At 61.8% G+C, this 15272-nt stretch carries 9 protein-coding genes; all 9 read left to right on the top strand.

What is annotated here, in order from left to right; all coding sequences use genetic code 11:
* Positions 1–133: 133 nt before the first annotated feature.
* The 9 genes from pulA (at position 134) to msrP (ending at position 15057) form a co-directional block, all read left to right on the top strand.
* Entirely contained in the window at positions 134–6349 is a 6216-nt protein-coding gene (gene pulA, locus A6A03_RS08380; protein WP_066786309.1) for a pullulanase-type alpha-1,6-glucosidase, read from the top strand.
* Positions 6350–6532: 183 nt separating this feature from the next.
* A complete protein-coding gene (locus A6A03_RS08375; protein WP_066786305.1) occupies positions 6533–7531 on the top strand; it encodes a metal ABC transporter substrate-binding protein in 999 nt (332 codons plus the stop codon).
* Between the two features lie 97 nt (positions 7532–7628).
* Complete coding sequence (locus tag A6A03_RS08370; protein WP_066786301.1) at positions 7629–8456, top strand: metal ABC transporter ATP-binding protein; 828 nt, start codon at positions 7629–7631, stop codon at positions 8454–8456.
* Entirely contained in the window at positions 8453–9289 is an 837-nt protein-coding gene (locus A6A03_RS08365; RefSeq protein ID WP_066786297.1) for a metal ABC transporter permease, read from the top strand. The genes A6A03_RS08370 and A6A03_RS08365 overlap by 4 nt, the downstream gene beginning before the upstream one ends.
* Before the next feature lie 83 nt (positions 9290–9372).
* Positions 9373–12027, top strand: coding sequence for a CapA family protein (locus tag A6A03_RS08360; protein WP_066786294.1), 2655 nt, complete (start codon positions 9373–9375; stop codon positions 12025–12027).
* 142 nt (positions 12028–12169) lie between these two features.
* Complete coding sequence (locus tag A6A03_RS08355; protein WP_012257866.1) at positions 12170–12745, top strand: ANTAR domain-containing response regulator; 576 nt, start codon at positions 12170–12172, stop codon at positions 12743–12745.
* Entirely contained in the window at positions 12746–13135 is a 390-nt protein-coding gene (locus A6A03_RS08350; protein ID WP_066786292.1) for a VOC family protein, read from the top strand. It begins immediately after the preceding gene.
* 147 nt (positions 13136–13282) lie between these two features.
* On the top strand, positions 13283–13867 hold the full coding sequence (locus A6A03_RS08345) for a hypothetical protein (protein ID WP_066786289.1): 585 nt from the start codon (positions 13283–13285) through the stop codon (positions 13865–13867).
* Positions 13868–14109: 242 nt separating this feature from the next.
* Entirely contained in the window at positions 14110–15057 is a 948-nt protein-coding gene (msrP, locus tag A6A03_RS08340; RefSeq protein WP_066786288.1) for a protein-methionine-sulfoxide reductase catalytic subunit MsrP, read from the top strand.
* The last annotated feature ends 215 nt before the right edge of the window (positions 15058–15272 follow it).

Below are 15272 nucleotides of genomic sequence, written 5' to 3'. Positions count from 1 at the left end.
CATATATCGTTGTCAACAATACTATTGCACAAACAACAAATCTGTGTTATAATCCGGTGCAATCCCGGTTATCGGTTATAATGCCAACGAGGCCATCCCCCCACTCCATTACACTAAACAACGAGGTTGTGCCGTGCATCATCGTAGCCTGCGCCTGCTGCTTGCCCTCACGATCGTCTCCGGCCTGATTGCCCTCATGTTGCCCCTGCCTGTTGCCGCCGCCGGCGAAGAGGTACGCGGCAGTCTCAATGGTTGGGGTAGTACGCCGTGGACGATGTCGGCCAGTCTGGGTGGGACATTTATCTACACCAGCGGCCAAGTCAACAATTCCAGCGATCCCAACAGCGAATTCAAGTTCTTTAAGCAAACCAATCAATGGTTCGGTAAAGATGCGCCAAACAACGTGACGTTTGGCCAAATTTTTACCGGCCTCAGCACTGGCGGCGGCGGCGAGCGCAATCTGCGCTTCAATCATGTCGCTGGCAGCTATTATGTCTTCAAGTGGGATGGCGGCGAGCGCGGGGTGGTATTCCAATTCAGCGCCCCACCAGCCACCATCACCGGTGTGAGCCGCAGTCCGGCTGCACCATCCGCCGGGCAAGCGGTGACGGTCATTGCCACCACCAACGTCACCCCTCCCGCTGGGCAGGCGCTCTGGCTGCGCTATGCCGTCAACGGCAATTGGGCGGGTTCGACGGTGGTCAAGATGGCTGGCAGCGGCGCCTCGTTCAGCGCCACCATCCCCTCGCAAACTGCCGGCACGACGGTTAGCTATTACGTCTTTAGTTCGGGCAATGTGAGCGCAATTGCCGGCGCTGACGCCGATTTGATGACGATCAACGCCGACACCAACGGCGGCAGCAACTATAGCTATACCGTCAGCAGCGGCACGAGCGCCATTACTCCTGCCCAAGCCCGCGCGCTGTGGCTTGATCTGAACACGATTGCGTGGAATGGCGGCCCGGCGGCAAGCTTCCGCCTGCTCTATGACCCCGACGGCAGCTTGACCACCGCTGCCGAGGCGACCACCTGCAGCTTCCCAGCCCCGGCAGCGCCGTGTTATGTACCGTTGACCGCTAGCGGTACGGTGAGCGGTTTTGTCAAGAACCCTAACGCGAATGGTCTGACCCGGCTGTTGACCGGCTTGAGCGCCGCCGATGCCCGCCATCTGCTGCGCGGCCAACTGGTGGTGGCGGCATACAACAGCGGCGGCAGCCGGATCGATGCCACGCGGGTGCAGATTCAGGGGGTGCTTGATGATCTGTACGCGGCTAATGCCGCTGCGCAAACCCTTGGCGTCAGCTATAGCGGCGGCGCGCCTACAGTGCGGTTGTGGGCGCCGACGGCGCAAGCAGTGACCCTCCGCCGCTTCGCTACCTCCACTGCCACGGCCTACACCGATCACCCGATGACGCTCGACCCGGCAAGCGGCGTGTGGAGCGTCACCGGTAACGCGACGTGGGATCGCCAGTTTTACCTGTTTGCGGTTGAGGTGTATGTGCCGGCGCTCGATGCGGTCGTTACCAACCTCGTTACTGACCCATACTCGGTCAGCCTGTCGCAAGACGGCGCTGCCGCCGGTGATGTGCGCAGCCAGTTCGTCAATCTGGACGATGCTGATCTGAAGCCGGCAGGATGGGATACGCTGAGCAAGCCGGCGCTGGCCAACCCCGAAGACATCGTGATCTACGAGGTGCATATCCGCGACTTCAGCGCCAACGATAGCACGGTTGCGGCGGCGGATCGCGGCACCTACCGCGCTTTTACCTACGATGGAACCGGCCCGCACCCGAACCCGGCCCTCTCGGATGGGATGAACCATCTGCTGCAACTGCGGCAGGCCGGGTTGACGCATATCCACCTCTTGCCGGCGTTTGACATCGCCTCGGTGATCGAGACCCCAACCGATCGCACGGAACCAGCCATCTCATTCAACCCCGCCACCGATCGCGCCTCAACCGGCCCGCAAGCGGCAGTCGGCGCAGCCCGCCAGACCGACAGCTTCAATTGGGGCTACGATCCCTACCACTACGGCGTGCCGGAAGGGTCGTACAGCACCAACCCCGATGGGGTCACGCGCATCCTTGAGTTCCGCGAGATGGTGCAGGCGCTTAACCAGAATGGGTTGCGCGTGGTGATGGACGTGGTCTACAACCACACCGCAGCCAGCGGGCAAGATGACAAATCGGTGCTGGATCGAATTGTGCCCGGCTACTACTATCGCTACGACGCCGCTGGCAATCTCTACCAATCGTCGTGCTGCGCCGACACTGCCACTGAATATGCCATGATGGAGAAGCTCATGATCGATACGGTCGTGCGCTTCGCGACGGCGTATAAGATCGATGGCTTCCGTTTTGACCTGATGAACCTGCACACCCGCCAGAATATGCTCAATGTACGGGCGGCGTTGCAGGCGCTCACCCCCAGCGCCAATGGGGTTGATGGCAGCACGATCTACCTCTACGGCGAAGGCTGGGATTTCGGCTCGGCCCGCGACAAGGGCTTGACCGTCTGCCCAAACTGCTATGCCCACAAGCACAACATGACCGGCAGCGGGATCGGCCTGTTCAACGACGTCATCCGGGACGCGGCCCACGGCGGTTACAGCACCGACACGGTCGGCATTCGCCGGCAAGGGTTCATCAACGGCCTCAGCTACGATTGGAACGGCTACGCCTACCCCAACCGCTTCCAGAGCGATTTATACGTGGTGATGGACACGCTGCGCTCGGCGTTGCGCGGCAGCGGCACCGATTGGAATGGTCAGGGCAATCCCTTCACCGACGATCCGCAAGAGGCGATCAACTACGTCGAAAAACACGACAACGAGACCCTATTTGACCAAAACATCTTCAAGCTGCCCAACGGCAATGGCAGCGGCAATCCGGGGTGGATTGGCGGCAGTGGCATTGCCACGACCTCAATGGCCAACCGCGTGCGCAGCCAAAACATGGGAGTGAGCCTGATCGGGCTCGCGCAAGGCATCCCCTTCTTCCACATGGGTCAAGACATCCTGCGCTCGAAATCGCTCGACCGCAACAGCTACGACTCCGGCGACTGGTTCAACCGGGTCTATTGGGATCGCAGCGCCAACAACTTTGGCCGCGGCCTGCCGCCAACGTGGGACAACAACTCGCGCTGGGGGATTATGACGCCGTTGTTGAGCAACACTGCGCTTGACCCCACCCCTGCCGACATGAACTTCGCTGCCGCGCACATGCGCGAGACGCTGCGCCTGCGCATGAGTTCGCCGCTCTTCCGCCTCACCACTGAAGCGGCGATCAATGCCCGCGTCAGCCATTACAATACCGACAACAGCCGCGATGCGCTGATTGTGATGCGGTTATCGGACGAAGTTGCGCCCGATCTCGACCCGAACTGGGAAAACATTCTCGTCTTCTTCAACGCCAACACGATCACCCAGACGATCACCATCCCCAACGCCAACGGCTTCACCCTGCACCCATTGCACACCGACGGCGTCGATGACGATCCGGTGATCGCGACGGCCAGCTTTAACGATGCCACCGACACCTTCACCATCCCGCCGCGCACCACGGTGGTCTTCGTCTCGACCCAAGCCCTCGAACCGCCCAGCACGATTGACTGGGTGGGGTTGATGTTCCCGCGCGGCGGCGTGGCCCATGCCATCAACGAAGGCAGCTTCGCACCCGCCGGCTTCGATGTCTTTGTGCAAGTCTACGAAGCGGGAGTGACGCCGGGAGCTGGCCAAGGCGCCGGGATCGAGTGTTTCTTGCACTGGGGCCGCTACGGCCAGCCGTGGAGCGACCTGCCGATGGTCTATAACGGGGACATCGGCAACAACGACGAATATCGGGCGACGATCCCGCGCGCCGTGCTAGAGAGCCTCGCACCGGGCACGTATGGCTTCACCGCCTATTGCAAGAAGACCAGCGAAACCGGGCGTAAGTGGAAGGCCGATGCTTATGACATTAACGGTAATCCTGACGATGACGATCAAGGCGATGGTCTGATCACCATCATCCCGGCTGGTGACAGCGCCAGCGAACCGAACGGCGGCGTCTTCGTTCACCTGTTTGAATGGCGCTGGGCCGATGTCGCGCAAGAGTGCTCGTTCCTCGGCCAAAAGGGCTATACCGGCGTGCAAGTCTCGCCGCCGAACGAGCACATTGTGCCCACCGCCGATCTTGGCGGCAACCCGGCCAACGACTTTCCGTGGTGGGCACGCTACCAACCAGTGACGCACGACACCAGCCGCTTCACCAGCCGCAGCGGCACGTGGGCCGAGTTCCAGCAGATGGTGAATGCCTGTAACAGCGCCGGCGTAGCGGTGATCGTTGACGCCGTGATCAACCACATGGCCGACATCGAAGTAGGCAGTCCGCCCACCGGCACGTCCGGCAGCCAATACCGCTCACAACCGGCTGCTAGCCGGTTCTACGGCGCGCAATACGTACCCGACGACTTCCACCCCGATTGTCTAATCACCAACTACCGGGATCGCAATCAGGTGCAACGCTGCCAACTCGCCGGTCTGCCCGACCTCGACACCGGCAAACCGGCGGTGCAAAGCAAACTACGCGCCTACCTGCAAGCGCTGCTCAACGCTGGCGTGCGCGGCTTCCGCATCGACGCCGCCAAGCACATGGCCGCCCACGAGATCGGCGCCATCCTTGACAGCCTCACCCTGCCCGGCGGCGGGAAACCCTACATCTTCAGCGAAGTGATCGACATGGATCCCGCCGAGCGCATCCGCGACTGGGAATACACACCCTACGGCGACGTGACCGAGTTTGCCTACAGTGTGAGCGTGATGGGCAACGCCTTCACCTGCGGCGGCTCGCTCAGCGACCTGCAAAACTTCACCAGCGGCTTGTTGCCGTCACGGTTCGCCCAAATCTTCGTTGACAACCACGACAACCAACGCGGCCACGGCCCCGGCGGCGCGTGCGTGGTCGATCACCGCGACGGACGCGCCCACCTGCTGGCCAACATCTTCACTTTGGCCCAGCCCTACGGCCATCCGTCGGTAATGTCGAGCTACTACTGGACAACCAACCCCGCCAGCAACGCCGGCGACAGCCTTGGCCCGCCGAGCAGCAACGACGGCGGCGTCACGTGGGGGCCGGGGTTAGGGGCCGATACCCGCCCGGTCTACGGGCCGGGCCAAACGGCGAGCGACTATCCGGCCAACTGCTCAGGCACCTACCCCAACCCGGTCACGAGCGCTGACCTCGGCAAGTGGGTCTGCGAACACCGGAATCCGGGCATTGCCAACATGGTGCAATTCCGCCAGACCACCTACGGCCAGCCGATCACCAACTGGCAAAACATTGGCGGCGCACCGAGCAACCATATCGCCTTCGGACGCGGCAACCGCGGCTTTGTCGCCATCAACAACACGACGGCGGCAGCAACCACCACCTACCAGACCAGCCTGCCAGCCGGGTTCTACTGCGACATCACCAAATACGACTTCGCGGGAGGGATCTGCGTGCTGCCGGGAACGACCACGCCGGCCCCGGCTAGCGCCTTGATTGAAGTGAACGGGAGCGGGCAGATTGTCAACTACACCCTAGCCGCGCGCGATGCGTTCGCCATCCATGTAGACGCCCGCCCAACTTACCAGATCACGGTCAGCGCCGATCCAGCCGCGGGCGGCACGGCCAGCGGCGGCGGCACCTACCCGCACGGCGCAGTGGTGACGGTCAACGCGACGCCGGCCAGCGGCTACACCTTCGTTAACTGGACGGAAGGTGCGAGCGTGGTGGCGACCACGGCCAGCTACAGCTTTGTGGCGACCGGCAACCGGGTGTTAGTGGCCAACTTTGCGCCAGTGGCGACGGCCACCCCGACCGCCACCGCGACGGCCACCCCGACCCCGGTCACGCCGACGGCCACGCCGACCGCGACGGCCACCGCGACCGCCACCGCGACCGCCACCCCGACCGCCACCGCCACCGCGACGGCTACCCCGACCGCGACGGCCACCCCGACCGCGACGGCCACCCCGACCCCGGTCACGCCAACGGCCACGCCGACGGCCACCCCGACCGCCACCGCGACCGCCACCGCGACGGCTACCCCGACCGCCACCGCGACGGCCACCCCGACCGCCACCGCGACGGCCACCCCGACCGCGACGGCTACCCCGACCGCCACCGCGACGGCTACCCCGACCGCCACCGCGACGGCTACCCCGACCGCCACCGCGACGGCTACCCCGACCGCGACGGCTACCCCGACCGCCACCGCGACGGCTACCCCGACCGCGACGGCCACACCCACTGCGACCGCGACACCTACCGTCACGCCACCGCCTGCGCCGCAATATACGATCTACATCCCGATGATCATGCGGTAATCGCTGGTGGTTTAATCGATACGTCATCCCCGTAGAGACGCACGGCTGTGTGCGTCTCTACGGGGATGACGTTTTTAAACGCAATTGTAGAGACGCACAGCCGTGCGTCTCTACATGTTTGACAATTCACCCGGTATGTATCATAATTTATTGAAACAATGTTTCATTAATGGAGGCAATACCATGAAATGGATACACCACATCACCGTTATCGCTATCGCGATGCTGCTGATCGCAGCGTGCGGCCAGACCCCGGCGAGCCAACCTACTGCCACCCCTGCCGGCGCCGCGGCGGAACCGATGGCAGTGATGGCCAGCACCAGCATCGTGGCCGATGTGGTGCGCCAAGTCGGCGGTGAGCGGGTGCAGGTCGATACTATTGTTCCGGCTGGAGCTGACGGGCACAACTATGAACCAACCCCGCAGGATCTCGCGCGGGTGAATGCGGCCAAGGCTATCTTTATCGTTGGCGCGGGCTATGAAGAATTTATCGAGCGCCTGATAGCCAGTTCGGGTACGCAGGCGCCAGTGGTGTCGTTGTCAGAAAATCTCGCTTTACGCACCATGAGCGAGGAAGAGGCGAGCGGCCACATGCATGATGAACACGGTGACGAGCATAGTCACGATGACGCGCATAGCCACGAGGCCGATAAGGTTGACGGTCACACGTGGACTGATCCGGCCAACGTCAAAGCGTGGGTTGATGTGATTGCGTCAACCCTGAGCCGGCTTGATCCAGCCGGAGCAGATACCTACACCACGCGCGCCGCCGAGTATCAGCGCCAGCTCGACGAGCTTGATCGCTGGATTGCCGAGCAGTTCGCTGCGATTCCCGCCGAACGCCGGTTGATCGTGTCGGATCACATGATCTTTGGCTATATGGCTGACCGGTACGGGTTGCGGCAAGTAGGGGCAATCATTCCCGGCGTCAGCACCAGCGCCGCGCCTTCGGCCCAAGAGTTGGCAGCGCTGCAAGACCTGATCGCCGATTATGGCGTCACTGCGATTTTCGTTGGCGACATTGCTAACCAGCAACTGGCTGAACAGATTGCCCGCGATACGGGGGCGAAGATTGTGCGCGTGCTGACCGAGTCACTGACTGACGCGAACGGGCCGGGAGCGACGTACATCGATTATATGCGCTACAATGTCACTCAGATGGTTGATGCGCTGCGCGGATAATGCGATTTCTCGGCTACAATGGGAGCGCTGCGCGGGTGGCGCATGCGGAACGGCTGACGCATGTTCGCCCGTTCCAACGATTTGGCGGAGGCTGACGATGACCGTTTCTGCACTGACGACACCGGCGACAGTGGCCACCACTGTCCCAGCACTCGCTATCCGCCATCTGACGGTGCGCTACCGCCAAACCGAGGCGCTGAGCGACGTTTCGGTCGATATTCAGGCCGGTGAACAGATCGCGATCGTCGGCCCCAACGGCGCCGGCAAGAGCACTCTGCTCAAAGCGATTGCCGGCCTACAACCGATTACCTCTGGCGAGATTCGCTTCTTTGGCGCCGAGCGGGCCGAACCAAATACGATCGCGTATGTGCCGCAGCGGTTGCAAGTCGATTGGCGCTTTCCGGTTTCGGTCAGTGATGTGGTCTTGATGGGTCGGGTAGGACGCATCGGGCTCTTGCGCCGGCCATCCCACCACGATCGACTATTAGTGCAGCGGGCGCTGGAACGGGTGGGATTAGCCGCCTTCGCCAACCGCCAAATCGGGCACTTATCAGGCGGGCAGCAGCAACGGGTCTTTTTGGCGCGGGCGCTAGCCCAAGAAGCGCGCCTGTTGTTAATGGATGAGCCGCTGGTGGGGTTGGATATTCCTTCCCAAGATGAAATCTTTCGCGCGCTGGCGGCGTTGCGCGCCGAGGGGGTCACGATTTTGACCGCGCTGCACGATTTGCAGCAAGCGGCCCGCTACTTTGACCGGGTGATGCTGCTGAACCGGCGGCTGATTGCGTATGCGCCGGCCCGCGAAGCCTTCACTGCCGCCAATCTGGTCGCCACGTATGGCGGCCATCTCCATCTGCTCAGCAGCGGCGATGGATTACTGACCGTCGCCGACACCTGCTGCAATCCAACCCCGGATGGCACCCTATGATCGAGCTGCTTACCGCCCCGCTGGCCTACCCCTTTATGCAACGCGGCTTGATTGCCGCGCTGCTGGTCGGCCTTGTCTGCGCAGTGGTCGGGGTATATGTGGTCTTGCGCGGCATGGCCTTTTTAGGCGATGCGCTGGCCCACACGATCTTGCCCGGCATTGCGGTCGGGTACCTGATCAACGGTGCTGATCGCGGCGCGCTCTTTTGGTGGGCATTGGGAGCGGCGCTGGTCAGCTCGTTTTCGATTGGCGCGGTGAGCCGGGCAACCCGCATGCGCGAAGATACCGCGATCGGGATCGTCTTTGCGGCAATGTTTGCGCTCGGCGTGGCCCTGATTTCGACGGTGCGAAACTCGGCGGTTGATCTGTCGCATGTTCTGTTTGGGAATATTTTGGGTGTGAGCGAGAGCGATTTGTGGCGGATCGCCGTGTTTGGGGCAGTGGTGTTGGCAGCGATTGCGCTCTTCTACAAAGAACTGATGGTCATTACGTTCGATCCGGTGCTGGCAGCAACATTGCGCTTGCCGGTGCGCTTCTTCGATTTCTTAATCTTGACAATGTTGGCGGTCGCGATTGTGGTTGCGATCCAGACTGTCGGGGTCGCATTGACATTAGCCATCCTCGTGACGCCGCCGGCTACCGCCGCCTTTTTCACCCATCGCATGCACACAATGATGATCGCAGCGGCACTCTTGGCGATGCTGGCCGGCGTGGTTGGCCTCTACGCCTCGTACTACCTCAGCATTGCATCAGGCGCCGCAATTGTGCTCACCAGCACGCTGATCTTCGCGCTGGTGTGGGCCGGTTCGCACCTCCGTCGCCGCAGCGGCTAATCATGTAGTACAATTGTTGCAATCCGGCCAACCGCAGGCCGGTGCAAACCTCTGAACCAACGATTGGCAGAGGTGAGGCGACGATGATGAGCCGGCTGTTGCTCATTTTTACCATATTGGTCACATTCATTACCACACCCGCAGCGCAGGCCCAACCGCCAGCCGGGCCGCGTTGGGCGCTTAACCGGTGTGGCGCTGGCGATTCGGTGCAATATACGCTAGCAGTTGCTGGCGCGATTACCCCCGATGCCCTCCTTCCCGGCGGGATCGAGACCCCCAGCTATGCCGAGTCGTTTGCGCCGTTGCGCCCATTTCTGGCTGCCGCTGATCTCGGCTTGGCGACGCTGGCCGGGCCATTAGCCGGCGGCCCGGCGCCGGCGCTGGCCGCCGCGCTGGCCGAAAGCAATCTGCTTTTGCTCGGCGCCGCCCATCCCCGCCTGCTCGATCGCGGGCCGGCTGGGGTTGACGCTACCCTGCAAACCTTAGCCCGCTACGGCATCTACCAGCACGGCGCTGCCCCCGGCGGCGAGACGCTGCCGCCGTTTTTGAAGGTTACGGTGCCGCATCCGGCGTCGCCGTTGACGCTCGGCTTCCTCAGCGCAACGTGGGGTCTCGGCGGCAATGCCGATCCGCGCGGCCAGATCAACCTCTTGGCCGATGCTGCCGGGGTGTTGCCAGCAATCAGTTCTGCCATCGAGCAAGCCCGCCGCCAGACCGATCTGGTTGTGGTGATGGCGGCATGGGGCCAACCAAACGATCCTGATCCGGCACAGGCCCGAATCAACGCTGCGCGTAACCTGATTGCCGCCGGCGCAGACGTCGTCATCGGCAGCATTCCGGGGGTAACGGCGACAGTTGACTGGGTGCGCGCCGGGGATCGCGAAGGTCTGGCCATCTTTTCCGCCGGCGACCTGATTGGCGCGGCGGAAACACCGGCAGTATTGATGTATGTAGGGGTTACGCGCGACGCCGATGGCGCGGCCCGTGTAACCGGCATCCGCTATTTGCCGATCACCCCCGGCAACGGCAATCGCGGCCCAGCGCCTTTACCGGTCGCGCCCCGTGACCTCTCAGCATTGATGGGTGATCCCGGCCAGTTGCAGGTGATTGCGCCCCTGCCCCCCACGAGCAAGATCGAGGTCTGCCCGCCGCTGTTCTTGCCCGAAGCGCCCGAAACGCCAATTACCGGCGATTTTGCCCGCTTTTACCAAACCTTCGGCAGTGACCAACGGCGCGACCTGCTCGAAGCGATTGCCCTGCTCGGCCTGCCGCTCGGCCCGGTGCGCCGCGAATTGGCCGGCGATTGCCGGCAAGAAGTAGCCGTGCTCTATACCGAACGCCAGCGGCTCGAATTACATCCAGCCAACGATTGGCCCAACCGGGTGCTCGGTTCGCATCTCGGGACAGTAGCCTTCCGGCTAGCATATCCCGATCAAGCAGTGACGCCGCGCACCGATTTGAACGATCCCGCCGCGTTCGCTCATCCACGGTTTCGCGCGTTCTACGAGCGGTATGGCGGCCTGAGTGTGTTTGGCTACCCCATCAGTGGCGCGTTGACCGAGCGCGATCCGCTGTCGGGACGCGATCTGGTGGTACAGTACTTTGAACGGGCCCGGTTTGAGCTGGATCCGGTTGCACCGTTGCCCGAACAACCAATCTGGCAAGTGCGGTTAGGGTTGCTGGGGCGTGAAGTAGGGGCGCAAGCGACGAGTGTGCTCTGTCCAGCTACCGTTGCGCCGAATGCAACGGCGCCATCGGCAATAGCAACCCCAACGGCTCCGGCAACGAGCAGGAACGTGGCGCAGAGCAGTAGCGGTGGAGCGGAATGGATGATGCCTGTCATTATCGTATTGGGTTTAGCGGCAGTTGGGTTACTGTTATATATGATGTATGACTTTTATCGCTACATCGAGCAGCATCCTGTAGCGAGCTCGCGCAGCAGCCGCAGCGGCTACCGCTCGGCCAGCCCGCCGCCAGCCACCGAGGGCGCACCAGCCGCAGCGGCTGAACCATGGCAAAACTGGCTGCGCAATTTTTCGCGCCGCAACAAACCAACCGCTGCTCCGCCGGCTGAAGCGATCGATGACGAACAACCAACCACATCCAGCGGACGCTCACTGTTGCGATTGGGAGACAAACCGGGCAATCGAGAGCGGGCAACCCGCAGCGGGCCGGCATGGCGACAACCAACCCGGACGGCAAGCCGCCAAACCCAACCATCAAGCGCAGTGACATCGCAGCCGACGACCAGCGCGAACGTTCGCCAAACTGATCAATGGCCGGCAGCCGCTGATCGGCCGGCCAACCGGAGCCACAGCGCGCCCGGCCAGCCGCCCCACCAACCTGATCCACTGGGCAATAACGAGCTTGATGCTTGGTTTGACGCACCGGCAAGCGTGTTGCGCAACGGGTATGAGCCAGCGCGCCTAGAACCCGTGATCGATCAACCGGTAGACTGGAACGATCTGCCGCCCGCCGAGCGTGAACGTTGGCAGATGGAGCTAGGGCCGCTTGACGATGATACGGCAGCCGACTTGCCGCCCGCCGAGCGTGAACGCTGGCAAGCGGAATTAGCTGCGCCAGAGCCGGAATTCGACCCCGACTGGCATCGCGCCGAACCGCCAGATCAGCCCCGCGCCACCCGCCGGCTCGACGAAACCGAATTGCCTGCTGATCCCACCTTAGGCCAGCGCACCGGCAATGATGATGATTTGTTACGGAAACTGCTTGGGTTATAATACGGTATAGTGTCAAGCGGGCACAAAATCGTTCGCTAGACGGTTGATCGGCGAACGATTGAATGCTATACTGCCCGCATAAATCAATCAGCCACCGATGCAGCCTGCCGCAGGTTGCCAATCACGATAGAGGAGAGAGCGTATGCCCCAGACGCGACTGGTGATCGCCGACGACGAATCGATCATCCGCATGAATCTGAAAGAGACGCTCGTCAGTCTCGGCTATCTGGTGGTCGGCGAAGCCGGCGACGGCGTGAGCGTGATCAACCTCGCCCGCGAGCTGCGCCCCGATCTGGTCTTGATGGATATCAAGATGCCGAAACTCGACGGCATTCAGGCAGCGCGGATTCTGACCGAAGAGAAGATTGCGCCGGTGCTGTTGCTCACCGCCTATTCCGACCGCGATCTGGTCGAGCGGGCCAAGGAAGCTGGCGTCGTGAACTATATCGTCAAGCCGTTCCGCGAGGCCGAGCTGTTGCCCGCGATCGAGATTGCGATTGCCCGCTATCAAGAATTCCTTGAGATGGATCGGCAAGTAGCCGACCTGAAAGAGACGCTCGAAACCCGCAAGCTGGTCGAGCGGGCCAAGGGCATCTTGATGGACACCCAAGGCTTGAAAGAGGCGGAAGCCTTCCGCAAGATCCAGCAACTGTCGATGAATACGCGCAAGTCGATGAAGGAGATTGCGCAGGCCATCTTGCTGGCGCACGAGATTTAAATGGCCGCGGTCGTGCGTTGCCAGCATATCTGTTTGCTGACCGATCGCTTGCGCGAGACGCGTGACTTCTATGCGAACACGCTCGGTCTGACGCCTGCTTATTATGACGAGACGGTGGGTGTGCTCGCGATCACACTGGCGGACGGGTTCGTCTTGCGGTTTGAAGCCAAAGGCCCGCCTGAACCGGATGGGATCAGGTTTATTGGTCTCGAACTTAGTTCGTTTGAGGCAGTTGATGACCTTTACGAAGAGTTGGCAAGGCGAATTCTGATCGTCGAGGATCTTCGCGCGCGGTATGCAACAGCCAAAGGGCCATACGGCTTTATCATTGCGGATCCTAACGGCTACCGCTTAAAGCTTTTTAAGTATGGGCCAAAAGTGCAACCCTAGGGTTGGCTCGCTTGGCATAGTCTAGCGAATGGTGCTGAAGACCGGCGGCAGCCGGGTGTCGATACGCCGGCTGCTTGTTTGCCGAAGCCACGTTCACCGGATCGCTGTTCGCTCCACGTGGGTGACAAGTGCAATCCCTTTGCCGCAATGTCATCTGTTCATGACACGCCGCCACCATCATCGCCGCTGCCGGGACGCTGGCAGCGGTATGTGCGTTTGCTTGCGCCGCACGTCCTCACCATCACCGCTAGCTTAGCGCTCTTCCTTACGATGTACTACTGGGTGCTGCCGGCCCCTGCACCGGCAGCGCCGCAGATCGCTACGGCCACGCCGGCCCCGACGGCGCCACCCACCCCACTCCCCTCACCACAACCGGCACTGCCGACGGCGCAGCTTGACGATGGCCTGCTCCGGCTGACGATTCTCGATCTACAAGCGGAAAACGCGCAATTACGCGCCGCCACCCACTTGTTGCGCGCCGCAATCACGCTCGATGAGGCGGTGCAGGCGCTGCAACGCAACGACTTCGCCGAAGCTGACCGGGCCTTAATGACCGCCCGCCGCGCCCTCGACCGCGCGTACCAGCTCAGTGTCGAGCCGCAAAAAGGCCCGATCGATTCCATTAGATTGCAAATCAGCCAAATCCGTGATGACCTCGGTGTGCGGCCCGAAGGCGCCGACCGCCGGTTGTGGCAGGTGCGCCGGTTGATTTTGGCGTTGGTGGATGAATAAACGCACATCCGGTTACAGGGTAACGGCGTATAATACCTGTAGAGACGCACGGCCGTGCGTCTCCGTATGATAGGCATGAAATCATTGCATCACCCGTAAGGACGCACAGCCGTGCGTTTCCGTATGATCGGCATGAAATCATTGCATCACCCGTAAAGACGCACGGCCGTGCGTCGCCAATGAAACGCACGACCGTGCGTCTCTACCGGCTACCATGATGTCATCCCTAGAAAGACCCCCACATGTACCGCGATCCGGCGATCCGCTCATCAGATATTACCCCCGAATCGGTCTATGTCAACCGGCGCGCGCTCTTGCGCGGGTTGGGTGCGCTGGGGGTGGGAGCATTACTCAGCGCCTGCGGTGTGAGCACCAGTCCGGCGCAAGACGATCAGCCCTCACCTGCCGCCAATGCCGGCCTGCGCGACGAGTTGGGTGATCCGGCCAACACCTTTGCACAGATCACCAACTATAACAATTTCTACGAATTCACCACCGACAAAGAAGCGGTCGCTCGCCGCGCCGCCAATTTTGTCACCCAGCCGTGGACGGTTGAGGTGACGGGGATGGTGCGCAATCCGCGTATTTTCGCGATCGAAGACATCTTGCAGATGTTCGATCAAGAAGAGCGGATTTACCGGCTGCGCTGCGTAGAAGGCTGGTCGATGGTCATCCCGTGGCAGGGGTTCCCGCTGCACAAGCTGCTGGCGCTGGTTGAGCCAACCGCCCAAGCCCAATACGTGCGTTTCGAGACGCTCTACGATTCCGACCAGATGCCGGGCCAGCGCGATCGCTACTTTCCGTGGCCGTATGCCGAGGGGTTGCGGATCGATGAGGCGATGCACGATTTGACAATCCTCAGCACTGGCCTGTATGGACGCACGCTGTTGCCGCAGAATGGCGCGCCGTTGCGATTGGTAGTGCCGTGGAAGTATGGCTTTAAGAGCATTAAATCGATCGTCAAGATTGAGTTGACCGATACGATGCCGGTCTCGCTCTGGATGGCGGTTGCGCCGCACGAATACGGCTTTTACGCCAATGTCAACCCTGACGTGCCGCACCCGCGCTGGTCGCAGGCCACCGAGCGGCGGATTGGCGAGATGGGCCGGCGCAAGACGCTGCCGTTTAATGGGTATGCCGAACAAGTGGCGGTGCTCTATGCGGGGATGGATTTGCGGAAGCATTATTAAATGACTTCCCTCACCCCCGCTAGGTTAAGGGGCGGACAGAAATTTGGTCGAGTATAACCGTTGATCGCTTGGCGATGCCTCAAAACCCGGCTCTCCACGCCCCCTCTCCCGCGCTAGTGGGATCGGGGAGGGGGGTGGGGGTAAACCAGCGCATCGCAAAGCTATAACCTACATCTACGCTCATACGTTCTGTCCCGAACCCGGCCCTAAAGGGC

This window comes from Chloroflexus islandicus (genome assembly GCF_001650695.1).
GTDB lineage: Bacteria > Chloroflexota > Chloroflexia > Chloroflexales > Chloroflexaceae > Chloroflexus > Chloroflexus islandicus.
Note: the sequence above shows the minus strand (reverse complement) of the source record. Positions and strands in the feature narration are given on the sequence as shown.